The organism is Streptomyces hoynatensis, from assembly GCF_003626535.1.
In the GTDB taxonomy this organism is placed as follows: Bacteria; Actinomycetota; Actinomycetes; order Streptomycetales; family Streptomycetaceae; genus Streptomyces; species Streptomyces hoynatensis.
On record NZ_RBAL01000003.1, the window covers coordinates 58795 to 84687 of the forward strand.

The window sequence follows — 25893 nt, forward strand, 5'->3', positions numbered from 1 at the left end:
GCCGCCGGGGGACTGCCCCGACCGGACGTGCTGAGGCGGCCGGGGGCCGCGCTCCTGCGTAGGCTCGGTGCATGTCCGACGTACACGCGGGCCGACGTTCCCGGCTGCGTGCCCGCTCCGCACCGGCGCAGGGCGAGGCCGCCGTGGTCTCCCGGCCGGCCAACGTCCGCTACCTGACCGGGGCCGCCCCCGCGGGCGCGGTGCTGCTCGTCGGCCACGCGGGCCAGGACGTGCTCTTCGGGCACTGGGACCCCTCCCAGGACCCGCCAGGACCCCGCCCGGTGGACGACGACGGGCTGCGCACCGTGGTCCTCCCGGACGAGGACGACCCGGCCGAGGCCGCCGTGCGGCAGGCCGCCGAGGCGGGCGCGCGGGCCGTCGCCGTCGAGGAACACCACCTCACCGTGGCCAGGCACCGCTCGCTGGCGCGCTGCGTGCCCGGCACGGAGCTGACCGACCTGGGCTGCGCGGTGGAGCGGCAGCGGCTGGTGAAGGACGAGGACGAGATCACGGCGCTGCGGGTGGCCGCCGAGATCACCGACCGGGCGCTCGGCGAGCTCCTGGAGTCGATCCTGGTGGGGCGCACCGAGCGGCACCTGGCCCTGGAGCTGGAACGCAGGCTGGTCGACCACGGCGCGGACGGGCCGGCCTTCCCCACCTCGGTGGCCACCGGCAGCCACTCCGGTCTCGCCGGGCACCGGCCCACCGACCGCAGGGTCGAGGAGGGCGACTTCCTCACGGTCAGGCTCGGCGCCCGCTTCCGCGGCTACCGCTGCCAGATCGGCCGCACCTTCGTCATCGGCACCAGCCCGGCCGACTGGCAGATCGAGCTGTACGAGGTGGTCTTCGCCGCCCAGCGGGCCGCCAGGGAGGCGCTGACCCCGGGCGTGGAGTACCGGGAGGTGGACCGGGCGGCCCGCGAGGTGCTGGCCGCGGCCGGGCACGGCACGGCGCTGGGCCCGGTGACCGGCCACGGGGTGGGGCTGGAAATCGGGGAGGACCCTCGGCTGTCCCCCGCGGCCATGGGTAGACTTGGCCCCTGTGTGCCGGTCACCGTCGAGCCGGGGGTCCATCTTCCGGGCCGGGGCGGTGTCCGGATCGACGACACGCTCGTCGTCCGCTCACCCGCGGACGGCGGACCGGAGCTACTCACCATCACGACCAAGGAGCTCCTCGCCCTGTGACCCCGCGAGGGGCCGGCGCGTGGGGGGCTGCTGGTCCCTCTGCAGCAGCTGTAGGAGATTCCGCGACCGTGGCCACCACGAACGACCTCAAGAACGGCATGGTGCTCAAGCTCGACGGCGGCCAGTTGTGGTCCGTTGTCGAGTTCCAGCACGTCAAGCCCGGCAAGGGCGGCGCCTTCGTGCGCACCAAGCTCAAGAACGTGCTTTCCGGCAAGGTCGTCGACCGGACCTTCAACGCCGGCACGAAGGTCGACACGGCCACCGTGGACCGGCGCGGCATGCAGTTCTCCTACAAGGACGGCGCCGACTTCGTCTTCATGGACACCGAGACCTACGAGCAGCTCTACGTCACCCCCGAGACGGTGGGCGACGCGGCCAACTACCTCCTGGAGAACCAGGACTGCACGGTCGCCATCCACGAGGGCAACCCGCTGTTCGTGGAGCTCCCGGCGGCCGTCGAGCTGGTCGTGGAGTACACCGAGCCCGGCGTGCAGGGCGACCGCTCCACCGGCGGCACCAAGCCGGCGCGGCTGGAGACCGGCTACGAGATCGGCGTGCCGCTGTTCATCACCACCGGCGAGAAGATCAAGGTCGACACCCGCTCCGGCGAATACCTCGGCCGGGTGAACAGCTAACCGTGGCCGCCCGCAGCAAGGCTCGCAAACGCGCCCTGCAAATCCTGTTCGAGGCCGATCAGCGCGGCGTCGCCCCCGTCGAGGTCCTGACGAGCTGGGCGGCGCTCGCGCGTGAGGACGACCGGCAGCCGCCGGTCAGCGAGTACGCCAGGGAGCTGGTCGAGGGCTTCGCCGGGCACGCCGAGCGCATCGACGAGCTGCTCGCGCAGTACACGGTCGGCTGGCCGCTCGACCGGATGCCCGTGGTCGACCGCAACATCCTGCGGCTGGCCGCCTTCGAGCTGATATGGCAGGACGAGACGCCCGACGCGGTCGTGCTCGACGAGGCCGTGCAGCTCGCCAGGGAGTTCTCCACGGACGAGTCGCCGGCGTTCGTCAACGGCCTGCTCGGCCGGCTGAAGGACCTCAAGCCCTCCCTGCGGCGTTAGCCACGCCGGCGCCCTCGGCGCGAGACCGTCCGTCCGGGCGGGGACCTGCCGGTCCCCGCCCGGACGCGCGCCGGGCCTCTCAGCCCTCTTCCGCCTGGACGGCGCGGCGGGCGTCCGCGCCGAGCACGCCCCAGCTGATCAGCTGCTCCGTCAGCACGGAGGGCGACTGGTCGTAGATCACGGCGAGGGTGCGCAGGTCGTCCTGACGGATCGAGAGGACCTTGCCGTTGTAGTCGCCGCGCTGGCTTTGGATCGTGGCGGTGTAACGCTGCAGCGGCCCGGCCTTCTCGCTCGGCACGTGGGCCAGGCGCTCCAGGTCGAGAACCAGCTTCGGCGGCGGCTCGGCGGCACCCCCGGGCGTCGATCCCGGCAGCAGCTCCTGCACGGGGACCCCGTAGAAGTCCGCCAGCTCCGCGAGGCGCTGCACGGTCACGGCCCGGTCGCCGCGCTCGTAGGAGCCCACCACGACCGCTTTCCAGCGGCCCTGGGACTTCTCCTCGACTCCATGAAGCGACAGACCCTGCTGGGTGCGGATGGCGCGGAGCTTGGCTCCGAGCTGTTTGGCGTATTCGCTGGACATGTGTCTCCCCGGACGGCTTCCTGGTAACTCACTGTGAGGTTACGCAGCGTAATTTCTCTCGTCAAGCCGAGACGGGCCAGGGCTCCCTGACCAGGGGCGATGCGTGGCATCCCAGTGACCCTGGTAGTCTCGGCGCCGATAGACCGACGTCCTTTAAGGCCCGTCCCGTGAGGCGGGGAAGGGGGTCCGCTCCGCATGGACACCAACGCGCACGCATCCGCGCCGCCCGGCGCGCCCTCCCACGACGCTCCGGCCCGCTCCGTTCTGGAGGCGCCGGACATCGCCCGGGCACTGACCCGGATCGCCCACGAGATCGTCGAGCGCGCCAAGGGCGCCGGCGACGTGGTCCTCCTCGGCATTCCCACCCGAGGCGTCTTCCTGGCCCGCAGGCTGGGCGAGAAGCTGCGCGGCATCACCGGCCACCCGGTGCCGGTCGGCTCGCTCGACATCACCATGTACCGGGACGACCTGCGGCTGCGCCCCGCCCGGGCCCTGGCCCGCACCGACATCCCGGGCGAGGGCATCGACGGCGGGCTCGTGGTCCTCGTCGACGACGTGCTGTTCTCCGGCCGGACGATCAGGGCCGCCCTCGACGCCCTCAACGACATCGGCAGGCCGCGCGCCGTCCAGCTCGCCGTCCTCGTCGACCGGGGCCACCGCGAGCTGCCGATCCGCGCCGACTACGTCGGCAAGAACATCCCGACCTCGCTGCGCGAGACGGTGAAGGTGCTGCTCACCGAGGAGGACGGCCGCGACGGCGTGCTCCTCGGCACGCGGCCCGCCGCCTAGCCACCCGCGCCGCCCTCGGACCGGACCCGCCGCGACGGCGGGCCCGCGTGCCCGGGCGCGCCGGCCTGCCGCAAGCTCGTCCCCCCGTACGGAAGGCACCCGATGAAGCGCCACCTCGTCTCGGCCGCCGATCTCACCCGCGACGACGCGCTGCTGATCCTCGACACCGCCGAGGAGCTCACCCGCGTCGCGGACCGGCCGATCAAGAAGCTCCCCACCCTGCGCGGGCGCACCGTCGTGAACCTCTTCTTCGAGGACTCCACCCGCACCCGCATCTCCTTCGAGGCGGCCGCCAAGCGGCTGTCCGCCGACGTCATCAACTTCTCCGCGAAGGGCTCCTCCGTCTCCAAGGGCGAGTCGCTGAAGGACACCGCGCTGACCCTGGAGGCGATGGGCGCCGACGCCGTCGTCATCAGGCACCACGACTCCGGCGCCCCCCACCGGCTGGCCACCTCCGGGTGGATCGGCGGCTGCGTGGTCAACGCGGGCGACGGCACCCACGAGCACCCCACCCAGGCGCTGCTCGACGCGTTCACGCTGCGCCGCCGGCTGGCGGACGGGCCGCGCCGCGGCATCGGCGCCGATCTCTCCGGGCGCCGGGTCACCATCGTCGGCGACATCCTGCACAGCCGCGTGGCCCGCTCCAACATCCACCTGCTGACCACCCTCGGCGCCGAGGTCACCGTCGTGGCGCCGCCCACCCTGCTGCCCGTCGGCATCGAGCGCTGGCCCTGCGAGGTGAGCTACGACCTCGACGCGGTGCTGCCGAAGTCCGACGCCGTGATGATGCTCCGGGTGCAGCGCGAGCGGATGAACGCCGCCTTCTTCCCGACCGAGCGCGAGTATGCGCGGCGTTACGGGCTGCACGGCGGCCGGATGGCCCGCATGCCCGCGCACGCCCTGGTGATGCACCCGGGGCCCATGAACCGCGGCATGGAGATCACCGCCGAGGTCGCCGACTCGCCGCGCTGCACCGCGGTCGAGCAGGTGGCCGGCGGGGTGAGCGTCCGGATGGCCGTGCTGTACCTGCTGCTCGGCGGCGCCGAACCCGCCGTGAGCACCCCCCGTACCGAGGAGACCCAGTGAGCGAGGCGCCGGCGCGGCGGCGAGCGGAAGCGAAAGACACATCCGGGATGGCGAGCGGGATGAACGACACCGGCCAGAGGACGGGCGCACACGGCGCGCAGGACACCGCGGGCGGCGCGGGCCGCACCCTGATCCGCGGCGCCAGGCTGCTCGGCGGCAGCCCCACCGACGTGCTGATCGAGGGCGAGCGCATCGCCGAGATCGGCCACCACCTCGGCGCCGCGGGCGCCGTCACCGTGGACGCCGGGGGACTGATCCTCCTGCCGGGGCTCGTCGACCTGCACACCCACCTGCGCGAGCCGGGCCGCGAGGACTCCGAGACGGTCCTCACCGGCACCAGGGCCGCCGCCCGCGGCGGCTACACGGCGGTGCACGCCATGGCCAACACCTTCCCCGTCGCCGACACCGCCGGCGTCGTCGAGCAGGTCTGGCGCCTCGGCCGCGAGTCGGGCTACTGCGACGTGCAGCCGGTCGGCGCCGTGACCGTCGGCCTCGGCGGGGAGCAGCTGGCCGAGCTCGGCGCGATGCACGACTCGGCCGCGGGGGTCGTGGTCTTCTCCGACGACGGCAGGTGCGTGGACGACGCCGTGATCATGCGGCGCGCGCTGGAGTACGTGAAGGCCTTCGACGGGGTGATCGCCCAGCACGCGCAGGAGCCGAGGCTGACGGCGGACGCGCAGATGAACGAGGGCGTCGTCTCCGCCGAACTCGGCCTCGGCGGCTGGCCCGCGGTCGCCGAGGAGGCGATCATCGCCCGCGACGTGCTGCTGGCGGCGCACGTCGGCTCCCGGCTGCACGTCTGCCACCTCAGCACCGCGGGCTCCGTCGAGCTGGTGCGCTGGGCCAAGTCCAAGGGCTGGCGGGTCACCGCTGAGGTCACCCCGCACCACCTGCTGCTCACCGACGAGCTGGTGCGGTCCTTCGACCCGGTCTACAAGGTGAACCCGCCGCTGCGCACCGAGAACGACGTGCTCGCCCTGCGCGAGGCGCTGGCCGACGGGACCATCGACTGCGTGGCCACCGACCACGCGCCCCACCCCTTCGAGGACAAGGACTGCGAGTGGGGGGCGGCCGCCATGGGGATGGTGGGCCTGGAGACGGCGCTGTCCGTGGTGCAGCACACCATGGTCGACACCGGGCTGCTCGACTGGGCCGCGGTCGCCTCCCGGATGTCCGCCCGCCCCGCCGCCATCGGGCGGCTCGCCGGGCACGGCCGCCCCGTCGCCCCGGGCGAGCCCGCGAACCTCACGCTGCTCGACCCCGCCTACCGTGGAGTGGTCGACCCCGCGCACTTCGCCTCCCGCAGCCGCAACAGCCCCTACCGGGGCCTTGAGCTGCCGGGCCGCGTCACCCACACCTTCCTGCGGGGCCGCGCCACCGTGCAGGACGGAGAGCTCGTATGACCAGCCCCTCGCTGCCCCGGCAGCTGACCGCCGCGGCCGGCGACACCGGCCGCCACTCCGAGCAGGTGACCGACCTGGCGGCCCGCCTGGGCTGGGTCGTGGGCCTGCTGCTCCTCGTCGCGCTGGTCTACTGGCTGATGCGCGAGGGCTGGAAGTGGCGCGCCACCCTCCAGGGCGACCTGCCCGAGCTGCCCCGGCCGGCGGAGGGGGACGGGGCCGGTGCGGCGCGGCTGCGGATGACCGGGCGCTACCACGGCACCACCACGGCCGGGCAGTGGCTGGACCGCATCGTCGCGCACGGCCTCGGCGCCCGCAGCCGGGCCACGCTGACCCTCACCGGCGAGGGGGTCCTGGTCGAGCGCACCGGCGCGCCCGGCTTCCTCATCCCGGCAGGCCGCATCCGCGGCGCCAGGCCGGAGAAGGGCATCGCAGGCAAGGTCCTCACCGAGGGCGGCCTGCTGGTGATCACCTGGGAGCACGGCGAACGGCTCCTCGACTCCGGCTTCCGCTCCGACCGGGCCGCGGAGCACGCCGAGTGGATCGCCGCCCTCGGCCCCTACGCCCCCGGCGGGCACCCCCCGCAGCAGGAGCACCAGAAGGAGGGTGCACGATGACCACCACCACCCAGCACACCCCGCACAGCACGGATGCCCCGCACGCCGCGGCGGGCGCCCGCACGCCGGCGCTGCTGCTCCTCGAGGACGGCCGCGGCTTCCGCGGGCGGTCCTACGGGGCCCAGGGCGAGACGTTCGGCGAGGCCGTCTTCGCCACCGGCATGACCGGCTACCAGGAGACCCTCACCGACCCGTCCTACCACCGCCAGATCGTCGTCATGACGGCCCCGCACATCGGCAACACCGGCGTCAACGACGAGGACCCCGAGTCGCGCCGGATCTGGGTCGCCGGGTACGTGGTGCGCGACCCGGCCCGCGTCCCCTCCAACTGGCGCGCCGTGCGCTCCCTGGACGAGGAGCTGACCGCGCAGGGCATCGTGGGCATCAGCGGCGTGGACACCAGGGCCCTCACGCGGCACCTGCGCGAGCGCGGCGCCATGCGGGCCGGGATCTTCTCCGGGCCCGCCCTGTCCGCCGACCCGGCCGCGCTGCTCGACCGGGTGCGCTCCGCCCCGCGGATGGCGGGCGCCGACCTGGCCGCCGAGGTCGCCACCACCGAGCCCTACGTGGTGGAGCCGCTGGGCCGCAAGCGGTTCACCGTGGCCGCGGTCGACCTCGGCATCAAGGGCATGACGCCCCACCGGATGGCCGAGCGCGGCATCGAGGTCCACGTGCTGCCGGCCACCGCCACCCTGGAGGAGATCTACGCCACCGACCCCGACGGCGTGTTCTTCTCCAACGGCCCGGGCGACCCGGCCGCCGCCGGGCACCCCGTGGAGCTGATGCGCGGCGTGCTCGACCGGCGCACCCCGATGTTCGGCATCTGCTTCGGCAACCAGATCCTCGGCCGTGCCCTCGGCTTCGGCACCTTCAAGCTCCGCTACGGCCACCGCGGCATCAACCAGCCGGTGAAGGACCTGGTCACCGGCAAGGTGGAGGTCACCGCGCACAACCACGGCTTCGCGGTGGACGCGCCGCTCGACGCCGTCTCCGAGACCGCCCACGGCCGGGCCGAGGTCTCCCACGTCTGCCTGAACGACAACGTCGTCGAGGGGCTGCGGCTGCTCGACCGGCCGGCCTTCAGCGTCCAGTACCACCCCGAGGCGGCGGCCGGGCCGCACGACGCCGCCTACCTGTTCGACCGCTTCGTGTCCCTGATGGAGGGCCAGCGTGCCTAAGCGCACCGATATCCAGTCCGTCCTGGTCATCGGCTCGGGCCCGATCGTCATCGGTCAGGCCGCCGAGTTCGACTACTCGGGCACCCAGGCGTGCCGGGTGCTGAAGGCGGAGGGCCTGCGGGTCGTCCTCGTCAACTCCAACCCGGCCACGATCATGACCGACCCGGAGATCGCCGACGCCACCTACGTGGAGCCGATCACCCCGGAGTTCGTGACCAAGATCATCGCCAAGGAGCGCCCCGACGCGCTGCTGCCCACCCTGGGCGGTCAGACCGCGCTCAACACGGCCGTCGCGCTGTACGAGGCGGGCACGCTCGCCGAGTACGGCGTGGAGCTGATCGGGGCCAGCGTGGAGGCCATCCGCAAGGGCGAGGACCGCGAGCAGTTCAAGCAGGTCGTCGAGGCCGTCAGGGCCGCCACCGGGCACGGCGAGTCGGCCCGCTCGGTCATCTGCCACTCGATGGAGGACGTCCTCGCGGGGGTGGCGGGCCTCGGCGGCTACCCGGTCGTCGTCCGCCCCTCCTTCACCATGGGCGGCGCCGGCTCCGGCTTCGCCCACGACGAGGAGGAGCTGCGCCGCATCGCCGGCCAGGGCCTGGCCCTCTCCCCGACCACCGAGGTGCTCCTCGAGGAGTCGATCCTCGGCTGGAAGGAGTTCGAGCTGGAGCTGATGCGCGACCGCAACGACAACGTCGTCGTGGTCTGCTCCATCGAGAACCTCGACCCCATGGGCGTGCACACCGGCGACTCCATCACGGTCGCCCCGGCGATGACCCTCACCGACCGCGAGTACCAGGTCCTGCGCGATGTGGGCATCGCCGTCATCCGCGAGGTCGGCGTGGACACCGGGGGCTGCAACATCCAGTTCGCGGTGAATCCCGACAACGGGCGGGTCGTCGTCATCGAGATGAACCCCCGGGTCTCCCGCTCCTCCGCGCTGGCGTCCAAGGCCACCGGCTTCCCGATCGCGAAGATCGCCGCCCGGCTCGCCATCGGCTACACGCTGGACGAGATCCCCAACGACATCACCGAGCAGACCCCCGCCTCCTTCGAGCCGACCCTCGACTACGTCGTCGTCAAGGTGCCGCGTTTCGCCTTCGAGAAGTTCCCCGGCGCCGACCCCAGCCTGACCACGACCATGAAGTCCGTGGGCGAGGCCATGGCGATCGGGCGCAACTTCACCGAGGCGCTGAACAAGGCGCTGCGCTCGGTGGAGAACCCGGACGCCCCCTTCGACTTCACCGGCGAGCCGGGCGACAAGGCGGAGCTGCTGGCCGCCGCGGCCGTGCCGACCGACGGCAGGCTGGGCACCGTGATGGCCGCGATCAGGGCGGGCGCCACCCCGGAGGAGGTCTTCGAGGCCACCCACATCGACCCCTGGTTCGTCGACCAGCTCTACCTGATCAAGGAGGTCGCCGACGAGCTGGCCGCCGCGGGCAGGCTCGGCCCGGAACTCCTCGCCGAGGCGAAGCGGCACGGCTTCTCCGACGCCCAGATCGCCGGCATCCGCGGCCTGCGCGAGGACGTCGTCCGTGAGGTCAGGCACGCGCTGGGCATCCGCCCGGTCTACAAGACCGTCGACACCTGCGCCGCCGAGTTCGCCGCCCGCACCCCCTACCTGTACTCCTCCTACGACGAGGAGACGGAGGTCGCCCCGCGGGAGCGCCCCGCCGTGATCATCCTGGGCTCCGGGCCCAACCGGATCGGCCAGGGCATCGAGTTCGACTACTCCTGCGTGCACGCCTCCTTCGCGCTGCGGGACGCCGGCTACGAGACCGTCATGGTCAACTGCAACCCGGAGACCGTCTCCACCGACTACGACACCTCCGACCGGCTGTACTTCGAGCCGCTGACGCTGGAGGACGTGCTGGAGATCGTGCACGCCGAGAGGCAGGCGGGGCCGGTCGCCGGGGTCCTGGTCCAGCTGGGCGGCCAGACGCCGCTGCGGCTGGCGCAGGCGCTCAAGGAGGCCGGGGTGCCGATCGCGGGCACCTCGCCCGAGGCGATCCACCTGGCCGAGGACCGCGGCGCCTTCGGCCGGGTCCTCGCCGAGGCCGCGCTGCCCGCGCCGAAGTACGGGACGGCGTTCTCCTTCGCGGAGGCCAAGTCGATCGCCGCCGGCATCGGCTACCCGGTGATGGTCAGGCCGAGCTACGTGCTGGGCGGGCGCGGCATGCAGATCGTCTACGACGAGTCCTCGCTCGCGGACTACCTCTCCGCGCACAGCGGGCTGATCTCCGACCACCCGGTCCTGATCGACCGCTTCCTCGACGACGCCATCGAGATCGACGTGGACGCCCTCTACGACGGCCACGAGCTGTACCTGGGCGGCGTGATGGAGCACATCGAGGAGGCGGGCATCCACTCGGGCGACTCGGCCTGCGCCCTGCCGCCCATCACCCTGGGCCAGCACGACGTCAAGCGGCTGCGGGCCTCCACCGAGGCCATCGCCGCGGGCGTCGGCGTGCGCGGCCTGATCAACATCCAGTTCGCCCTGGCGGGCGACGTGCTCTACGTCCTGGAGGCCAACCCGCGCGCCTCGCGCACCGTGCCGTTCACCTCCAAGGCCACCGCCGTGCCGCTGGCCAAGGCGGCGGCCAGGATCTCGCTCGGCGCCACGATCGCCGAACTGCGCGGCGAGGGGCTGCTCCCGGCCTCGGGCGACGGCGGGAGCCTGCCGCTGGACGCGCCGATCTCGGTCAAGGAGGCGGTGATGCCCTGGTCGAGGTTCCGCGACGTGCACGGGCGCGGCGTGGACACCGTCCTCGGGCCCGAGATGCGCTCCACCGGCGAGGTGATGGGCATCGACGCCGTCTTCGGCACCGCGTACGCCAAGTCCCAGACCGCCGTCTACGGGGTGCTGCCCACCAAGGGCAGGGCCTTCGTCTCGGTGGCCAACCGCGACAAGCGCGCGATCATCTTCCCCGCCAGGGCGCTGGCCGAGCACGGCTTCGAACTGCTGGCCACCTCGGGCACCGCCGAGGTGCTCAGGCGCAACGGCATCGGCGCCACCGTCGTCCGCAAGCAGAGCGAGGGCGAGGGACCCGACGGGGAGCCGACGATCGTGCAGCTCATCCACGAGGGCCGGGTCGACCTCATCGTCAACACCCCCTACGGCACCGGCGGCCGCCTCGACGGCTACGAGATCCGCACGGCCGCCGTCGCCCGCGGGGTGCCCTGCCTGACCACCGCCCAGGCCCTGGCCGCCGCCGTCCAGGGCATCGACGCGCTCACCCGCGGGGAGGTGAGCGTCCGGTCCCTCCAGGACCACGCGCGCCACCTCGTCGCGGCCCGCGGCCGGTGAGCGGCGTGCCCCGCACCACCCCCTACGCACTGCTGTTCACCACGGTGCTGCGCCGCCTCGACCCCGAGGCGGCGCACCGCCTGGCCTTCCGGCTGATCCGCGCCGCGCCGCACGTCCCCGGGCTGCGCGGCGCCCTGCGCGCGGCCTGCGCCCCCGCCGATCCGCGGCTTTCGGTGCGGGCGTTCGGGCTCGACCTGCCCGGCCCCCTCGGGCTCGCGGCCGGCTTCGACAAGGACGCCGTCGGCATGGCGGGGCTCGGCCTCCTCGGCTTCGGCCACGTCGAGATCGGCACCGTGACGGGGAGCCCGCAGCCGGGCAACCCCGCGCCGCGGCTCTTCCGGCTCCCGGCCGACCGCGCCCTGGTCAACCGGATGGGCTTCAACAACGAGGGCTCGGCGGCGGTCGCCGCCCGCCTGGCCCGCCGCGGCGGGGCCGGCCGGCCGGTCCTCGGCGTCAACATCGGCAAGACCAAGGCCGTCCCCGAATCGGAGGCCGTCGCCGACTACGTCCTGACGACCGGGCGCCTCGCCCCGCACGCCGACTACCTCGTCGTCAACGTCTCCTCGCCCAACACCCCGGGCCTGCGCGACCTCCAGGCCACCGGCCGGCTGCGCCCGCTGCTGACCGCGGTGCGCGCCGCCGCCGACCGCGCCGTGCCGGAGCGCCGGGTGCCGCTGCTGGTCAAGATCGCGCCCGACCTGGCCGACGAGGACGTCGACGCGGTCGCCGGCCTCGCGCTCGAACTCGGCCTCGACGGCATCATCGCCACCAACACCACCATCGCCAGGACCGGCCTGCGCACCCCCGCCGGGCCGGTGGCGGCCCTGGGCGCGGGCGGCCTGTCCGGCGCCCCGCTGCGGGCGCGGGCGCTCGAGGTGCTGCGGCGCCTGTACGCCCGGGTCGGCGACCGGGTCGTGCTGGTCGGCGTCGGCGGCATCGAGACCGCCCAGGACGCCTGGGAGCGCATCCTCGCGGGCGCCACGCTGATCCAGGGGTACACCGGCTTCATCTACGCGGGACCAGGCTGGGCCAGGTCCGTCCACCGGGGTCTGGCCCAGCGGCTCGCGGCAAGCCCCCACGCCACCCTCGCCGACGCGGTCGGCGCCGACGTCAAGGGGAGTCACCCGTGAACGCCACCCCGAAGCCCGCCCCGCCCCGCTCCGCCGCCTCCCCGGGTGCCGGGGCGCCGCGCGAGCCGTTCGGCGCCCGGCTGCGCCGGGCCATGGACGAGCGCGGTCCGCTGTGCGTGGGGATCGACCCGCACCCCTCCCTGCTCGCCGACTGGGGCCTGCCGGACGACCCGCAAGGGCTCGAGCGCTTCGCCGGCACGGTCGTCGAGGCGCTGGCCGGCCGGGTGGCGGCCCTCAAGCCGCAGGCCGCGTTCTTCGAGCGCTTCGGCTCGCGCGGCATCGCCGTGCTGGAGCGGGCCGTCGCCGAGGCCAGGGCCGCCGGGGCGCTGGTGATCATGGACGCCAAGCGGGGGGACATCGGCTCCACCATGACCGCCTACGCCGAGGCCTACCTCGGCGAGGGCGCCCCGCTCTTCTCGGACGCGGTGACCCTGAGCCCCTACCTCGGCTTCGGGGCGCTGCGCCCGGCGCTCGACCTGGCGCGGGCCAACGGCTGCGGGGTCTTCGTCCTGGCCCGCACCTCCAATCCGGAGGGCGCCGAGGTGCAGACCGCCACCACCGCCGCCGGGCGCCAGGTGGGGCAGGAGGTCCTGGAGCGGCTCGCCGCGGAGAACGCCGGCGCGCGGCCCCTGGGCTCCTTCGGGGCGGTGGTCGGCGCCACGCTCGCCGCCGAGCCGGGCGAGGGCGGCGGCGTGCCGGGGGAGTGGCTCGCGATCAACGGGCCGCTGCTGGCCCCGGGCATCGGCGCGCAGGGCGCCGCCGCGGCCGACCTGCCGCGGGTCTTCGGCCCGGCCCTGTCCCGGGTCGTGCCCCACGTGAGCAGGGGAGTGCTCCGGCACGGCCCGCACCTCGCCGCCCTGCGCGAGGCGGCGGCGCGGGAAGCCGGACAGATCGCCCGAGTTGCCGGTTCCGGAGCGTAACCGGCCGCACCCTGGCGGCGATCGGCGCGGTCTTTTGTCGGATATGTCGTGGACGCTCTGAGGCTGACCAGGAGTTTTTGTCGATTCTCGCTGACTAAACGCCTTGACGGCCGCTAGTCTCCGTCGAAGCGGGAGCAGCCGAGCGCGTTGCTCGTTGCCCCGCCGGTGCGGGACTACTAGGTTCCTCACCGTTCCGTATCCGACAAGTTCGACACCCGAGGTGACGTAGGCGTGGCTCTTCCGCCCCTTACCCCTGAACAGCGCGCAGCCGCGCTTGAGAAGGCCGCCGCGGCTCGCCGGGAGCGCGCCGAGGTCAAGAATCGGCTCAAGCACTCCGGCGCCTCGCTGCACGAGGTCATCAAGCAGGGCCAGGAGAACGATGTCATCGGCAAGATGAAGGTCAGCGCGCTGCTGGAGTCGATGCCTGGCGTCGGCAAGGTCCGCGCCCGCCAGATCATGGAGCGGCTCGGCATCTCCGAGAGCCGCCGGGTCCGCGGGCTCGGTTCCAACCAGATCGCCGCGCTGGAGCGCGAGTTCGGCAGCGGCGCCGCCTGAGATTTTCCCGCCCGCCCATGAGGCGGGATAATCTGCCGCATGACCGATCGTCCGCGGCTGACCGTGCTCTCCGGCCCTTCCGGGGTCGGCAAGAGCACGGTCGTCGCTCATTTGCGCAAGGCCCACCCCGAGGTGTGGCTCTCCGTCTCCGCCACCACACGGCGGCCACGCCCGGGGGAACGCCACGGCGTCCAGTACTACTTCGTGGACGACGGCGAGTTCGACAAGCTGATCGCCAACGGCGAGTTGCTGGAGTGGGCCGAGTTCGCGGGTAACCGCTACGGCACCCCGCGCCGGCCCGTCCTCCAGCGGCTGGAGGCGGGGGACCCCGTGGTCCTGGAGATCGAGCTCAACGGCGCCCGGCAGGTGCGGGCCTCGATGCCGGACGCGCGCCTGGTCTTCCTGGCCCCGCCGAGCTGGGAGGAGCTGGTCCGCCGCCTGACCGGCCGGGGCACCGAGCCGCCCGAGGTGATCGAGCGGCGGCTTGCGGTGGCGCGCAAGGAGCTGGCGGCCGAGGCCGAGTTCGACGTCACCCTGGTCAACACCTCCGTCGAGCGGGTATCGGCCGAGCTGCTAGCCTTGATGAGTCACTGGCCTTGATTCGTTCACGGGGAATTCCCCCCGGACCTCCAGCGGAAGGCAGAGCGTGTCCTCTCCCATCACCACGCCCGAGGGCATCATCAACCCGCCGATCGACGAGCTGCTCGAGGCGACGGACTCCAAGTACAGCCTGGTGATCTACGCGGCCAAGCGGGCCCGGCAGATCAACGCCTACTACTCGCAGCTCGGCGAGGGCCTGCTGGAGTACGTCGGCCCCCTCGTCGACACGCACGTGCACGAGAAGCCGCTCTCCATCGCGCTGCGCGAGATCAACGCGGGCCTGCTGACCTCGGAGGCCGTCGAGGGCGTCGCGGAGTAGCCGACGCCGCCCACGCGGCGCGCGTGGCCCCCGGGCCGCCCGGCGGCCCTGGGCCTTCCCACCACGGGCCCGGCAGCGGACGCTGCCGGGCCTTCGGCATGCCGGGACCCGGCGGGCGGCCGCCCGCCGCGGTGGGGGACGATGGTCCCGCCTCCGGGCGCGCAAGCCGGCGCGACGCCGGCCCGGGCCCGGGGCGGACAGCGGCAGGAAGGGAGCCGGTCAGCGATGAGGCCACCTGAGGTCGTCCTCGGCGTGGGCGGCGGCATCGCCGCCTACAAGGCGTGCGAGCTGCTGCGGCGGTTCACCGAGTCCGGGCACCACGTGCGGGTGGTGCCCACCGCCTCCGCGCTGCGCTTCGTCGGCGCGGCCACCTGGGCGGCCCTCTCGGGCGAGCCGGTGGCGACGGAGGTCTGGGAGGACGTGCACGAGGTGCCGCACGTCCGCCTCGGGAAGGCCGCCGACCTGGTCGTCGTCGCCCCGGCCACCGCGGACGTGCTGGCCCGCGCGGCCACCGGGCGGGCCGACGACCTGCTGACCAACGTCCTGCTGACCGCCAGGTGCCCCCTCGTCTTCGCCCCCGCCATGCACACCGAGATGTGGGAGCACCCCGCCACCAGGGAGAACGTGGCCACCCTCAGGAGCCGCGGCGCCCTCGTCGTCGAGCCGGCCTCCGGGCGGCTGACCGGAGCCGACACCGGAAAGGGCCGGCTGCCTGACCCCGAGGCGATCTTCGAGCTCTGCCGCGCGGTGCTGGCCCGTGCCACGGCGCCGGCCGCGGCGGTGCCGGGGGAGCCGGGGACGGCCGGGGAGCCAGGGGAGGCCGCCGGGGCCTGGCGCGCCGACCTGGCAGGCCGGCACCTGGTGGTCAGCGCGGGCGGCACCCGGGAGCCGCTCGACCCGGTCCGCTTCCTCGGCAATCACTCCTCGGGCAAGCAGGGCTACGCGCTGGCCCGCGCCGCGCTCGCCCGCGGCGCCAGGGTCACCCTGGTCTCCGCCAACAGCGCGCTGCCCGACCCGGCGGGCGCCGAGGTGATCCGGGTGGGCACGGCCGCGGAACTCGCCGCCGCGGTGACGAAGGCGGCGGCGGACGCGGACGCGGTGGTGATGGCCGCGGCGGTCGCCGACTTCCGGCCCGCGGCCCGCGCCCAGAACAAGATCAAGAAGGTGGAGGGCCGCGATCCCGAGCCCATCGCCCTCGTGCGCAACCCCGACATCCTGGCCGGCCTCGCCGCCGCCAGGCGCCCCGGGCAGGTCGTCGCCGGCTTCGCGGCCGAGACCGAGGACGTCCTGGCCAACGGCCGCGCCAAGCTCGCCCGCAAGGGCTGCGACCTGCTGGTGGTCAACCGGGTCGGCGAGGGCCTTGCGTTCGGCACCGAGGAGAACGAGGCGGTCATCCTGGAGGCCGGCGGCCCGCAGACGCACGTGCCCCGCGGCCCCAAGGAGGTGCTCGCCCACCGGATCTGGGACGCGGTGCTGCGGCGCCTGGGCGGCGCCCCGGCCTGATCCGCGGCCGGGAGGTACGGGCACCCGCCGCGGCGCCGCCGCGGGGCCCCGGGGCGGGCGCCGCGTCTCGGAGTGCGGGCGCCCCCTCCCTTTCCGCAGGCCGCCGGGATACCGTGGCGGTCCGCGGCGCGGGCCGGCGGAGCCTATGGGAATGACCGGAATATGGGACCGCCACCGTCCATGCCTGCGGTGATCCGGATACACTGACGCGGACCGCACCGGCCGCCGGGGCGGTCGCAAGCATTCAGCCAGCAGCCGCTGCAACCCCAGGGAGCGATGTGTCCCGCCGTCTGTTCACCTCGGAATCGGTGACCGAGGGTCACCCAGACAAGATCGCCGATCAGATCAGCGACACCATCCTCGACGCGCTCCTCACCGAGGACCCCGCCTCGCGCGTGGCGGTGGAGACCCTGATCACGACCGGCCTCGTGCACGTGGCCGGCGAGGTGACCACCAAGGCGTACGTGCCGATCGAGACGCTGGTGCGGGGCAAGGTCCTCGAGATCGGCTACGACTCCTCCAAGAAGGGCTTCGACGGCGCCTCCTGCGGGGTCTCGGTCTCGATCGGCTCGCAGTCGCCCGACATCGCCCAGGGCGTGGACGCGGCGTACGAGTCGCGGGTCGAGGGCGCGCAGGACGAGCTGGAGCGGCAGGGCGCGGGCGACCAGGGCCTGATGTTCGGCTACGCCTGCGACGAGACCCCCGAGCTGATGCCGCTGCCCATCCAGCTGGCCCACCGGCTGTCCCACCGGCTCTCCGAGGTCAGGAAGAACGGCACCATCCCCTACCTGCGCCCCGACGGCAAGACCCAGGTCACCATCGAGTACGACGGCGACAAGGCGGTCCGCCTCGACACCGTCGTGGTGTCCTCGCAGCACGCCTCCGACATCGACCTGGAGTCGCTGCTCGCCCCCGACATCAGGGAGTTCGTGGTCGAGCCCGAGCTGCGGGCCCTGCTCGGCGACGGCATCAAGCTGGACACCGAGGGCTACCGGCTGCTGGTGAACCCCACCGGCCGCTTCGAGATCGGCGGCCCGATGGGCGACGCGGGACTGACCGGCCGCAAGATCATCATCGACACGTACGGCGGCATGGCCAGGCACGGCGGCGGCGCGTTCTCCGGCAAGGACCCCTCCAAGGTGGACCGGTCCGCGGCCTACGCGATGCGCTGGGTGGCCAAGAACGTCGTGGCCGCCGGCCTCGCCTCGCGCTGCGAGGTCCAGGTCGCCTACGCCATCGGCAAGGCCGCCCCCGTCGGGCTCTTCGTCGAGACCTTCGGGACCGCCTCGGTGCCGGTGGAGAAGATCGAGCAGGCCATCACGGAGGTCTTCGACCTGCGCCCGGCCGCGATCATCCGCGACCTCGACCTGCTGCGCCCCATCTACGCGGGCACCGCCGCCTACGGGCACTTCGGGCGCGAGCTGCCCGAGTTCACCTGGGAGCGCACCGACCGCGTGGACGCCCTGCGTTCCGTCACCGGCCTCTGACGCGCCCGGCCCGCGCCGCCGGGGCCTCCCCTCGGCGCGGGCGGACATGTCGGACTCGTCTGCTGTACTGGCGGGGTGGGTGACAACGGCCCGATGGGCGGTTCCGAGCGCGCCGGGCGCGAGGGCGAGCAGCTGGCGCTCGTCGGGCAGGCCGCGCGCACCGCTCCCAGGGCCAGGCCCAGGACCTGGCGGAACGCGCCGCTCGCCGAGCGCCTTCCGGTGGCCAGGGTTCTGGTCGACAAGGGCCTCGTCCACCTGGACCGGCTCTTCGACTACGCCGTTCCCGCGGCGATGGACGCCGAGGCCAGGCCGGGGGTCAGGGTCAGGGTCAGGTTCGGCGCGGGGCAGCGCGACGGCCGCCGCGAGGGCGGCAGGCTGATCAACGGCTTCGTGGTGGAGCGCCGCGCCGACAGCGACTTCCCCGGGGTCCTCGCCCCGCTCGCCCAGGTCCTCTCCACCGAACCGGTGCTCTCGCCCGGCCTGTTGCGGCTGTGCCGTGCCGTGGCCGACCGCTACGCCGGGGCCCTGGCCGACGTCGTGCAGCTGGCCGTGCCGCCGCGGATGGCCCGCGCCGAGCGGCAGCCCTCGCCGCCCGCCCCGCCCCCGCCCGCCCCGCCCGGGCCGGGCGGCTGGAGCCGGTACCCGAGCGGCCCCGCCTACCTGGCCGCCCTCGCGCGCGGCGAGGCGCCCCGCGCGGTGTGGACGGCCCTGCCGGGACCGCACTGGCCGGACGAGCTGGCCCGCGCGCTGGCCACCGCGCTCGCGGCGGGCCGCGGCGCCCTCGCGGTGCTGCCCGACGGCCGCGCGGCCGCCCGCGCCGACGCCGCCCTCACCGCGCTGCTCGGCCCCGGCCACCACGTCCTGCTCACCGCCGACGCGGGCCCGGAGGCCAGGTACCGGCGCTGGCTCGCGGTCAGCCGGGGCGCCGTGCGGTGCGTGGTCGGCACCCGGGCCGCGATGTTCGCCCCCGTCGCCCGGCTCGGCCTGGTGGCGCTGTGGGACGACGGGGACGCCGCGCACCACGACGACCGCGCGCCGCAGCCGCACGCCCGCGAGGTGCTGGCGCTGCGGGCCGTGCAGGAGGGGGCCGCGGCGCTCTTCGGCGGCCTCTCCCGCAGCGCCGAGTCCGCCCGGCTGGTCGAGACCGGCTGGGCGGGGGAACTCGCCGCCGCCAGGGAGGCCGTGCGCGCCGCCGCGCCCCTGGTGCGCACCGTCGGCGACGGCGACCAGGCCCGCGATCCGGCCGCCAGGGCGGCGCGGCTGCCCACCCTCGCCTGGCAGGCGGTGCGGGAGGGGCTCGCCCGCGGCCCGGTCCTGGTGCAGGTGCCGCGCCGCGGCTACGTGCCGCGGCTGGCCTGCGCCCGCTGCCGCACCCCGGCCAGGTGCGCCCACTGCCACGGGCCGCTGGCCGCGGTGGGCGCCGCGGAGGTGCTGCGTTGCGCCTGGTGCGGCCAGGACGCCCCGGGCTGGCACTGCGCGGAGTGCGGCGGGGCCCGGCTGCGCGCCGTGGTGGTCGGCGCGCGGCGCACCGCCGAGGAACTGGGCCGGGCCTTTCCCGCCGTGCAGGTGCGCACCTCGGGCCGCGACCACGTGCTCGGCGCCGTGCCCGACCGGCCCGCGCTCGTCGTCAGCACCCCAGGCGCCGAGCCCGTTCCCGAGGGGCCCGGCTATGCGGCGGCGCTGCTGCTCGACGGCTGGGCGCTGCTCGGCAGGCCCGACCTGCGGGCCGGCGAGGAGGCGCTGCGCTGCTGGCTGAACGCGGCGGCGCTGGTCCGCCCGCAGGCCGAGGGCGGCACGGTGGTCGTGCTGGGCGAGCCCACCGAGCGGGCCGTGCAGTCCCTGGTGCGCTGGGACCCGGCCGGGCACGCCCGCCGCGAGCTGGCCGACCGATCCTTCCTCGGCTTCCCGCCGGTCGCGCGGATGGCCGCGGTCAGCGGCAGCCCCGAGGCCGTGGCCGGGCTGCTTGGTTCGCTGCGGCTGCCCGCCTCGGCCGAGGTGCTCGGCCCGGTGCCGCTGCCGGTCGCCGAGCCGGGCCGCCCGCGGCGCCCGGGCGACCCGCCGGCGGGGGAGCGGTGGGAGCGGGCCCTGATCCGGGTGCCGCCCGGCCACGGCGCGGAACTGGCGGCGGCCCTGAAGTCGGCGCAGGCCGGGCGCCTGGCCCGCCGCGAGGGCCCACCGGTCAGGATCCGGGTGGACCCCCAGGACATCGGCTGAGGACGGCCGCCCCGGCCCGGGCCCGTGCCGCCCGGCCCGGCGCGGCCGCGCCCGCGCAGCCGGCGGGCCTCAGCCGTTGCGCTGCCCGGGGAGCCCGCCCGGGCCGCCGGCCTGCGGGGCGGCGCGCACCGCCCGCGCCTGCGGCACGGCGGGCGCCGCCTGCTCCTGCCTGGCGCCCTCGCGTCCCGCCCCCGGCTGCTGCCCCGCCGCCCGCCGCACGCCGTACCGGCGGTGGACCGCCTGCTTGGTCACGCCGAGGGCCGAGCCCACGGCGTCCCAGGAGAAGCCGAGCGAACGGTCGAAGTCCACCGCGGCCGTCACCAGGGCCTCGACGCTGTCGCGAAGTTCCTGGGCGAGGCGGACGGTGGGGGCCGGGGCGCGTCCGTAGACGACGAACCCGGTCGAGGGACCGGTGCGTCGGGGGCGGTAGACGTTGCCCAGCTGGGCGGTGAGCGTACGCAGCGCGTCCACCTGTCGGCGGACCCGCTCGATGTCCCGCACCAGCAGATGAAGACTGGCTCGTGCCTGAGCGTCGGGGGTGGCGTGGTCGGCCATGAAGAAGCCTCTCGAACCGGCGTCTAGTGAAGGTCAAGGAATCGGGCCTGAACACGGCCCGTTGGGGTCAATCTGCCTTGACCAACGCCTCACCCGGGGCCTGGGTCACGGTATCGGAGCGCATCGTCAACTCGGCGGAGCGCGCGGGCTTTCCGTACGCCCCTGGCGAGGGCGCCCCGCCGCGGCCCCCTAGACTGGCAGGCCACCCGTCCGCTCCGCCCGAGAGGTCGCACGCGCACGATGAAGCTGGTCTTCGCAGGCACTCCCGAGGTCGCCGTTCCCGCGCTCGACGCGCTGATCGCTTCCGGGCGGCACGAGGTCGCCGGCGTCGTCACCAGGCCCGACGCGCCCGCGGGCCGCGGGCGCCGGGTGGTCGCGAGCCCGGTGGCCGAGCGCGCCCGCGAGGCGGGCATCGAGGTCCTGCAGCCCGCCCGCCCCCGCGAGCCGGCGTTCCTCGACCGGCTGCGGGAGATCGGCCCCGACTGCTGCCCCGTGGTCGCCTACGGCGCCCTGCTGCCCAAGCCGGCGCTCGACATCCCGCGGCACGGCTGGGTCAACCTGCACTTCTCCCTGCTGCCCGCCTGGCGCGGCGCCGCCCCCGTGCAGCACGCGCTGCTCGCCGGGGACGACGTCACCGGCGCCACCACCTTCCGGATCGAGGAGGGCCTGGACTCCGGCCCGACGTACGGCGTGATCACCGAGGAGATCCGGCCGAAGGACACCAGCGGGGACCTGCTGACGCGGCTCGCCCTGGCCGGCGCCGGGCTGCTCCTGGCCACCATGGACGGGATCGAGGACGGCTCGCTGCGCGCGGTGCCGCAGCCGGCCGAGGGCGTCACCACGGCCCCGAAGCTGACCGTCGAGGACGCGGCCGTCGACTGGTCGGCGCCCGCGCTGCGGATCGACCGGCAGGTGCGGGCCTGCACCCCCGCGCCCGGGGCGTGGACGACCTTCCGCGGCGAGCGGCTGAAGCTGCGTCAGGTGACGCCCGCGCCCGACCTCGACGGGCTGGCCCCGGGCGAGCCGGCCGTGGGCAAGCGGGCCGTGCACGTGGGCACCGGCTCGCACGCGGTGGAGCTGGAGTGGGTGCAGCCGCCGGGCAAGAAGCCGATGCGCGCGGCCGATTGGGCCCGCGGCGCCCGCGTCACCTCCGCCGACCGCCTGGGCGGCTAGGCCGCCCGGCTGCCCCGGCGCGCCCTTCCGCCGCCCGGCGCCTCAGGCGAGCGGGGGCGTGCCGAGGCCGGGGGAGCCCGGGGGAGCGGCGGGGGCCGTCCTCGCGGGAGGCGGGCCGGCCGGGCCGCCGGCCCGCGGCAGCCGGGGCACGAAGGCGATCATCACCGCGCCCAGCAGGCCGGCCGCGGCGAACACGCCGAATCCCCAGGTCGACATGTCGGCATCCACCAGCACCCCGCCGAGCCAGGGGCCGAAGACCGCGCCGAACCGGCCCATCCCGGAGACCCAGCCCAGCGCGGTGGCCCGGTCCTCCTGCGGGTAGTACGAGCCGGTGCTCGAGTAGATGAGCGTCTGGGCGCTGAAGAGCCAGCCGCCGGTCACGAAGACGAGCGCGTAGGTCAGCCCCAGCGGCATGTGCACGGCCAGCAGGCCGACGCCGCCCGCGGTCAGCGCGAACCAGGCGATGGCCACCGGCCGGGAGCCGAAGCCGTCGGCGAGCCGCCCGGCGACCAGCATGCCCACGATGCCGCCGATGTTGATCACGAGCACGAAGCTGATCGAGGAGCCGAGGTGGTAGCCGTTGTCGCGCATCATCGTGGGCAGCCAGGTGCTCATGCCGTAGACGAGCAGCAGGCCGGCGAAGGAGGCGATCCAGAAGAGCAGGGTCGTGGTCCGGACCGCGGGCGTGAACAGGGCGCGCAGGCTGCCGCCCCTGCCCGCGTCCGGCTCGGGCGTGAAGTGGCCGAGCGGGACGCCGTGCCGGCCGGCGAGGGCCTGGGCCTCGGCGGTGCGGCCCCTGGCGAGCAGGTAGGTCACGGACTCGGGCAGCATGAGGGCGATCACCGGGACCGCAAGCAGGAGCGGCAGCGCCCCCAGCCAGTACACCGAGCGCCAGCCGAGCGCGTCCACGACCGACATCGCCAGGGCTCCCGCGACGGCGCCGCCCGCCTGATGTGCCGTCATCACCAGGGTGACGGCCAGGTGCCTGCGCCCGGGCGGGGCGTACTCCATGACCAGGGCGATGGCGGTGGGCAGCAGGCCCCCGAGGCCGACGCCCGCGACCAGCCTGGCGGCGCCGAACTGGGCGACGGTCTGGGCCATGGCGCAGGCGGCGGAGCCGAGCGAGAAGATCACCACCCCGGAGAGGACGATCTTCCTGCGTCCCGTCCGGTCGGTGATCAGGCCGGACCCGAGGGCGCCCAGGAGCATGCCCAGCGTGGTGAGGCTGCCGATGTCGCCGCCGTCCGAGGGGTCGAGGGCGAGGCTCTTGTCGTCCAGCAGGCCCGGCAGGGTCGCGCCGTAGACGAACAGGTCGAGTCCGTCGAGAAGGACGACGAACCAGCACAGGGCGGTCACGCGGAACGCCAGGCGGCGCACGGGGTCGGCGGCCGGGCCGCGCGGTGTGTCTGAGGACATCCTCGTCCCTTTCGTCCGGGGGGGCGCGGTGGGGGATCTCGGGGAGGGCACAGACGGTACGGCGGCGCCGGAATGCGCGACAAGAGTTTCGACGGAATCTCATCGAAAGTCGCCGAATAAATTGTTGACAATCTTGTCGGGTGCATCCCAGGATGGGCAGCGCGTCACAGACGAGGAGAAGCGAATGTCGCAAGCCGCAACGGAACGCCCGGGCAGCCTGCTCGTGGTCAGCGCCCACGCCGGAGACTTCGTGTGGCGGGCCGGCGGCGCGCTCGCCCTCGCCGCGGAGCGCGGCGAGCGGGCGACGGTCGTCTGCCTGAGCTTCGGCGAGCGCGGGGAGTCGGCGCGCGCCTGGCGGGAGGGCAGGACCCTGGAGGAGATCAAGGCGCTGCGCAGGGCGGAGGCGGAACAGGCCGCCGCCGCCCTCGGCGCCGAGGTGCGCTTCCTCGACGCGGGCGACTACCCGCTGCGCGAGTCCCAGGAGCTGGTCGACCGGCTGGTGCGGATCCACCGCGAGCTGGCGCCCACCGCCGTCCTCACCCACACCCTGTCCGACCCCTACAACGGCGACCACGCCGCCGCCGCCCGGATGGCCCTCCAGGCCCGGGTGCTGGCCCAGGCCGCGGGGTACGACGCCCCAGGGGAGCCGCTGGGCGCGCCGCCGGTGTTCCTGTTCGAGCCGCACCAGCCCGAGCAGTGCGACTTCCGCCCCGACGTGCTGCTCGACATCACCCCCGTCTTCGCCCGCAAGCGCAAGGCCATGGAGTGCCTGCCGGCCCAGCGGCACCTGTGGGACTACTACACCGACCTGGCCAAGCGCAGGGGCGTGCAGCTCAGGCGCAACGCCGGACCCAACCTCGGCCTGCCGCACGACACCAGGGGCGAGGCGTACGCCCGGGTCTTCCCCCAGGTCACCGGGGTGCTGTCGTGAGGCCCGTCATCGTCACCGACCCGCCGCGCGCCGGGGCCGGGGAGGTGGCGGCCCTGGCCGGGATGGGCGTGGCCACCGTCCACGAGGCGCTGGGCCGCACCGGCTACCTCGGCCCGGGGCTGCGGCCCGTCCAGGAGGGCGCGCGGATCGCCGGCACGGCCGTGACGGCGCTGTGCTGGCCCGGGGACAACCTGATGATCCACGCCGCCGTCGAGCAGTGCGGCCCGGGGGACGTCCTCGTGGTGACCACCACCTCGCCCTCCCGCGACGGCCTGTTCGGCGAGCTGTTCGCCACCGCCCTGCGGCACCGCGGCGTGCGGGGCGCGGTCCTCGACGCGGGCGTGCGCGACGTCGCCGCACTGCGCGCGATGGGCTTCCCCGTCTGGTCGGCCGCGGTCAGCGCCCAGGGCACCGTGAAGGCGACCGCGGGCGCGGTGAACGTGCCCCTCGCGATCGGCGGGCGGACGATCCACCCCGGCGACGTGATCCTGGCCGACGACGACGGGGTGATGTGCGTCCCGCGCACGGCGGCCGCCGCCGCGGTGACCGCGGGACGCGCCCGCCTCGCCAGGGAGGCCGCCACCCGGGAGGCGTTCGGCGCGGGCGAACTCGGCCTCGACCGGTACGGCCTGCGCCGCACCCTCGCCGACCTGGGCGTGGAGTACCTGACGGCCGCCGAGTACGCGGCGCGGCAGGCCGCGGAAGGGGAGCCGGGATGAGCGGCGTGCGGTGCATGCTGATGCGGGGCGGCACCTCCAAGGGCGCGTACTTCCTCGGCGCCGACCTCCCGGCCGACCCGGCGGAACGCGACGGCCTGCTGCTGCGCCTCATGGGCACGCCCGACCCGCGGCAGATCGACGGCCTCGGCGGGGCCCACCCGCTCACCAGCAAGGTGGCCGTGGTGTGGCCGGGCGGCGGGCCCGACCGGGACGTGGACTACCTCTTCCTCCAGGTCGGGGTCGGCGAGCCCACCGTCTCCGACCGGCAGACCTGCGGCAACCTCCTTGCCGGAGTGGGGCAGTTCGCCGTCGAGCGCGGCCTGGTCGCCGCCGGGCCCGAGCGCACCAGCGTGCGGATACGGCTGGTCAACACCGGCGCCACCGCCGTCTCCTCCTTCCCCACCCCGGGCGGCGAGGTGGCGTACGCGGGCCCGGCGGCCATCTCCGGCGTGCCGGGCACCGCGGCCCCGGTGGAGCTGGCCTTCGCCGGCACCGAGGGCTCGGTGTGCGGCAGCCTGCTGCCCACCGGCCGGGTGCGGGACACCGTCGAGGGCATCGAGGTCACCTGCGTGGACAACGGCATGCCCGTGGTCGTGGCCGCGGCCGCCGACCTGGGCCTCACCGGCTACGAGCCGGTCGCGGAGCTCGCCGCGCACGCGGACCTGGCCCGCCGGGTGCAGGCCCTGCGCACCGCGGCCGGGCGCCTGATGGGGCTCGGCGAGGTCGCCGGGACCCCGGTGCCCAAGACCACGCTGGTCGCCCCGCCGCGGGAGGGCGGCGCCCTGTGCACCAGGACCTTCATCCCGCTGCGGCCACACCATTCGATCGGGGTGCTGGGCGCGGTCAGCGTCGCCACCGCCGCGCTCCTCGACGGCGCCGTCGGCCACGATGTGCTGGTCCGCCCGCCGGCCGGCGCGCCCCTGGAGATCGAGCACCCCAGCGGCAGGCTGGCCGTGGCCGTCGAGTTCGGCGATCCTGAGGGCCCCGCTCGCCCCGCGGACCCCCGGACCGGCGGCCCCGGCGACCCTGGCGGGCGGGGCGGCCCGGCGGTGCCGCGGGTGCGCAGCTCGACGGTGATCCGCACCGCGCGGAAGCTGTTCGACGGCACCGCCTTCCCCCGCAGCTGAGCCCGCCCGCACTCCCTCCCCGGCCCCGGCCTGCCACGGCGCC

General features: G+C 74.9%; 24 protein-coding genes. 21 read left to right on the plus strand and 3 right to left on the minus strand.

Annotated features, from left to right (window positions below; all coding sequences use genetic code 11):
• Positions 1-71 precede the first annotated feature (71 nt).
• From D7294_RS06115 to nusB, 3 genes are all read left to right on the plus strand, one after another.
• Entirely contained in the window at positions 72-1184 is a 1113-nt protein-coding gene (locus tag D7294_RS06115; RefSeq protein WP_120676375.1) for a M24 family metallopeptidase, read from the plus strand.
• 68 nt (positions 1185-1252) lie between these two features.
• Positions 1253-1819 carry an elongation factor P gene (gene efp / locus D7294_RS06120; RefSeq protein WP_120676376.1) on the plus strand — a complete coding sequence of 189 codons (567 nt, stop codon included), beginning with the start codon at positions 1253-1255 and terminating at the stop codon, positions 1817-1819.
• Between the two features lie 2 nt (positions 1820-1821).
• Positions 1822-2247, plus strand: a complete 426-nt coding sequence (nusB, locus tag D7294_RS06125; RefSeq protein WP_120676377.1) for a transcription antitermination factor NusB — start codon at positions 1822-1824, stop codon at positions 2245-2247.
• Positions 2248-2326: 79 nt separating this feature from the next.
• Here nusB and bldD read toward each other — a convergent pair whose 3' ends face one another.
• Complete coding sequence (bldD, locus tag D7294_RS06130) at positions 2327-2827, minus strand: transcriptional regulator BldD (protein ID WP_077062573.1); 501 nt, start codon at positions 2825-2827, stop codon at positions 2327-2329.
• Positions 2828-3022: 195 nt separating this feature from the next.
• Here bldD and pyrR point away from each other — a divergent pair, with 195 nt between their 5' ends.
• The 14 genes from pyrR to D7294_RS06200 all read left to right on the plus strand — a co-directional run bounded on the left by pyrR (position 3023) and on the right by D7294_RS06200 (position 19929).
• Positions 3023-3616, plus strand: a complete 594-nt coding sequence (gene pyrR / locus D7294_RS06135; RefSeq protein ID WP_120676378.1) for a bifunctional pyr operon transcriptional regulator/uracil phosphoribosyltransferase PyrR — start codon at positions 3023-3025, stop codon at positions 3614-3616.
• A 102-nt stretch (positions 3617-3718) separates the two neighbouring features.
• Complete coding sequence (locus D7294_RS06140) at positions 3719-4702, plus strand: aspartate carbamoyltransferase catalytic subunit (protein WP_120676380.1); 984 nt, start codon at positions 3719-3721, stop codon at positions 4700-4702.
• 47 nt (positions 4703-4749) lie between these two features.
• Positions 4750-6105 carry a dihydroorotase gene (locus tag D7294_RS06145; protein WP_241562150.1) on the plus strand — a complete coding sequence of 452 codons (1356 nt, stop codon included), beginning with the start codon at positions 4750-4752 and terminating at the stop codon, positions 6103-6105.
• A complete protein-coding gene (locus D7294_RS06150; RefSeq protein ID WP_241562151.1) occupies positions 6102-6719 on the plus strand; it encodes a PH-like domain-containing protein in 618 nt (205 codons plus the stop codon). The genes D7294_RS06145 and D7294_RS06150 overlap by 4 nt, the downstream gene beginning before the upstream one ends.
• Positions 6716-7897, plus strand: coding sequence for a glutamine-hydrolyzing carbamoyl-phosphate synthase small subunit (gene carA, locus D7294_RS06155; RefSeq protein WP_120676384.1), 1182 nt, complete (start codon positions 6716-6718; stop codon positions 7895-7897). Before D7294_RS06150 ends, carA begins: the two co-directional genes overlap by 4 nt.
• Positions 7890-11201, plus strand: coding sequence for a carbamoyl-phosphate synthase large subunit (gene carB / locus D7294_RS06160; RefSeq protein ID WP_120676386.1), 3312 nt, complete (start codon positions 7890-7892; stop codon positions 11199-11201). The genes carA and carB overlap by 8 nt, the downstream gene beginning before the upstream one ends.
• Before the next feature lie 5 nt (positions 11202-11206).
• Positions 11207-12331: a quinone-dependent dihydroorotate dehydrogenase gene (locus tag D7294_RS06165; RefSeq protein ID WP_174248281.1), complete on the plus strand. Its 1125-nt coding sequence runs from the start codon at positions 11207-11209 to the stop codon at positions 12329-12331.
• Between the two features lie 80 nt (positions 12332-12411).
• Positions 12412-13251 (plus strand): orotidine-5'-phosphate decarboxylase, encoded by an 840-nt coding sequence (gene pyrF, locus D7294_RS06170; RefSeq protein WP_277751074.1) that lies wholly within the window; start codon positions 12412-12414, stop codon positions 13249-13251.
• Positions 13252-13482: 231 nt separating this feature from the next.
• Complete coding sequence (locus D7294_RS06175; RefSeq protein WP_120676388.1) at positions 13483-13806, plus strand: integration host factor; 324 nt, start codon at positions 13483-13485, stop codon at positions 13804-13806.
• Positions 13807-13845: 39 nt separating this feature from the next.
• On the plus strand, positions 13846-14406 hold the full coding sequence (gene gmk / locus D7294_RS06180) for a guanylate kinase (protein WP_120676390.1): 561 nt from the start codon (positions 13846-13848) through the stop codon (positions 14404-14406).
• A gap of 46 nt (positions 14407-14452) precedes the next feature.
• A complete protein-coding gene (gene rpoZ, locus D7294_RS06185) occupies positions 14453-14725 on the plus strand; it encodes a DNA-directed RNA polymerase subunit omega (protein ID WP_120676392.1) in 273 nt (90 codons plus the stop codon).
• A gap of 225 nt (positions 14726-14950) precedes the next feature.
• Positions 14951-16228: a bifunctional phosphopantothenoylcysteine decarboxylase/phosphopantothenate synthase gene (locus D7294_RS06190; protein WP_120676394.1), complete on the plus strand. Its 1278-nt coding sequence runs from the start codon at positions 14951-14953 to the stop codon at positions 16226-16228.
• A 278-nt stretch (positions 16229-16506) separates the two neighbouring features.
• Positions 16507-17715, plus strand: a complete 1209-nt coding sequence (metK, locus tag D7294_RS06195; RefSeq protein ID WP_120676396.1) for a methionine adenosyltransferase — start codon at positions 16507-16509, stop codon at positions 17713-17715.
• A gap of 93 nt (positions 17716-17808) precedes the next feature.
• A complete protein-coding gene (locus D7294_RS06200) occupies positions 17809-19929 on the plus strand; it encodes a primosomal protein N' (RefSeq protein WP_120676398.1) in 2121 nt (706 codons plus the stop codon).
• Positions 19930-19998: 69 nt separating this feature from the next.
• Here the strand turns inward: D7294_RS06200 and D7294_RS06205 are convergent, their stop codons facing one another.
• Positions 19999-20484 (minus strand): hypothetical protein, encoded by a 486-nt coding sequence (locus tag D7294_RS06205; RefSeq protein ID WP_120676400.1) that lies wholly within the window; start codon positions 20482-20484, stop codon positions 19999-20001.
• Positions 20485-20724: 240 nt separating this feature from the next.
• Here D7294_RS06205 and fmt point away from each other — a divergent pair, with 240 nt between their 5' ends.
• Positions 20725-21657 (plus strand): methionyl-tRNA formyltransferase, encoded by a 933-nt coding sequence (fmt, locus tag D7294_RS06210; protein WP_120676402.1) that lies wholly within the window; start codon positions 20725-20727, stop codon positions 21655-21657.
• Between the two features lie 42 nt (positions 21658-21699).
• Here fmt and D7294_RS06215 read toward each other — a convergent pair whose 3' ends face one another.
• Positions 21700-23073: an MFS transporter gene (locus D7294_RS06215; RefSeq protein WP_120676404.1), complete on the minus strand. Its 1374-nt coding sequence runs from the start codon at positions 23071-23073 to the stop codon at positions 21700-21702.
• A 184-nt stretch (positions 23074-23257) separates the two neighbouring features.
• On the opposite strand from D7294_RS06215, the gene D7294_RS06220 reads away from it, so the two are divergent.
• Genes D7294_RS06220 through D7294_RS06230 form a run of 3 tightly spaced genes read left to right on the plus strand, consistent with a single transcriptional unit; the run spans position 23258 to position 25850 of the window.
• Complete coding sequence (locus D7294_RS06220) at positions 23258-24004, plus strand: PIG-L deacetylase family protein (protein ID WP_120676405.1); 747 nt, start codon at positions 23258-23260, stop codon at positions 24002-24004.
• A complete protein-coding gene (locus D7294_RS06225) occupies positions 24001-24723 on the plus strand; it encodes a 4-carboxy-4-hydroxy-2-oxoadipate aldolase/oxaloacetate decarboxylase (RefSeq protein WP_120676407.1) in 723 nt (240 codons plus the stop codon). The genes D7294_RS06220 and D7294_RS06225 overlap by 4 nt, the downstream gene beginning before the upstream one ends.
• Positions 24720-25850 carry a 4-oxalomesaconate tautomerase gene (locus tag D7294_RS06230; protein WP_120676409.1) on the plus strand — a complete coding sequence of 377 codons (1131 nt, stop codon included), beginning with the start codon at positions 24720-24722 and terminating at the stop codon, positions 25848-25850. The genes D7294_RS06225 and D7294_RS06230 overlap by 4 nt, the downstream gene beginning before the upstream one ends.
• Positions 25851-25893 lie beyond the last annotated feature (43 nt).

What these genes read in the sequence shown, in the direction of transcription:
- D7294_RS06230 (WP_120676409.1), top strand. Translation starts at nt 24,720, where the DNA reads ATGAGCGGCGTGCGGTGCATGCTGATGCGGGGCGGCACCTCCAAGGGC.
- fmt (WP_120676402.1), top strand. Translation starts at nt 20,725, where the DNA reads ATGAAGCTGGTCTTCGCAGGCACTCCCGAGGTCGCCGTTCCCGCGCTC.
- pyrR (WP_120676378.1), top strand. Translation starts at nt 3,023, where the DNA reads ATGGACACCAACGCGCACGCATCCGCGCCGCCCGGCGCGCCCTCCCAC.
- D7294_RS06215 (WP_120676404.1), bottom strand. Translation starts at nt 23,073, where the DNA reads ATGTCCTCAGACACACCGCGCGGCCCGGCCGCCGACCCCGTGCGCCGC.
- bldD (WP_077062573.1), bottom strand. Translation starts at nt 2,827, where the DNA reads ATGTCCAGCGAATACGCCAAACAGCTCGGAGCCAAGCTCCGCGCCATC.
- D7294_RS06150 (WP_241562151.1), top strand. Translation starts at nt 6,102, where the DNA reads ATGACCAGCCCCTCGCTGCCCCGGCAGCTGACCGCCGCGGCCGGCGAC.
- D7294_RS06115 (WP_120676375.1), top strand. Translation starts at nt 72, where the DNA reads ATGTCCGACGTACACGCGGGCCGACGTTCCCGGCTGCGTGCCCGCTCC.
- D7294_RS06140 (WP_120676380.1), top strand. Translation starts at nt 3,719, where the DNA reads ATGAAGCGCCACCTCGTCTCGGCCGCCGATCTCACCCGCGACGACGCG.
- D7294_RS06190 (WP_120676394.1), top strand. Translation starts at nt 14,951, where the DNA reads ATGAGGCCACCTGAGGTCGTCCTCGGCGTGGGCGGCGGCATCGCCGCC.
- D7294_RS06200 (WP_120676398.1), top strand. Translation starts at nt 17,809, where the DNA reads ATGGGCGGTTCCGAGCGCGCCGGGCGCGAGGGCGAGCAGCTGGCGCTC.
- gmk (WP_120676390.1), top strand. Translation starts at nt 13,846, where the DNA reads ATGACCGATCGTCCGCGGCTGACCGTGCTCTCCGGCCCTTCCGGGGTC.
- D7294_RS06145 (WP_241562150.1), top strand. Translation starts at nt 4,750, where the DNA reads ATGGCGAGCGGGATGAACGACACCGGCCAGAGGACGGGCGCACACGGC.
- carA (WP_120676384.1), top strand. Translation starts at nt 6,716, where the DNA reads ATGACCACCACCACCCAGCACACCCCGCACAGCACGGATGCCCCGCAC.
- D7294_RS06220 (WP_120676405.1), top strand. Translation starts at nt 23,258, where the DNA reads ATGTCGCAAGCCGCAACGGAACGCCCGGGCAGCCTGCTCGTGGTCAGC.
- D7294_RS06205 (WP_120676400.1), bottom strand. Translation starts at nt 20,484, where the DNA reads ATGGCCGACCACGCCACCCCCGACGCTCAGGCACGAGCCAGTCTTCAT.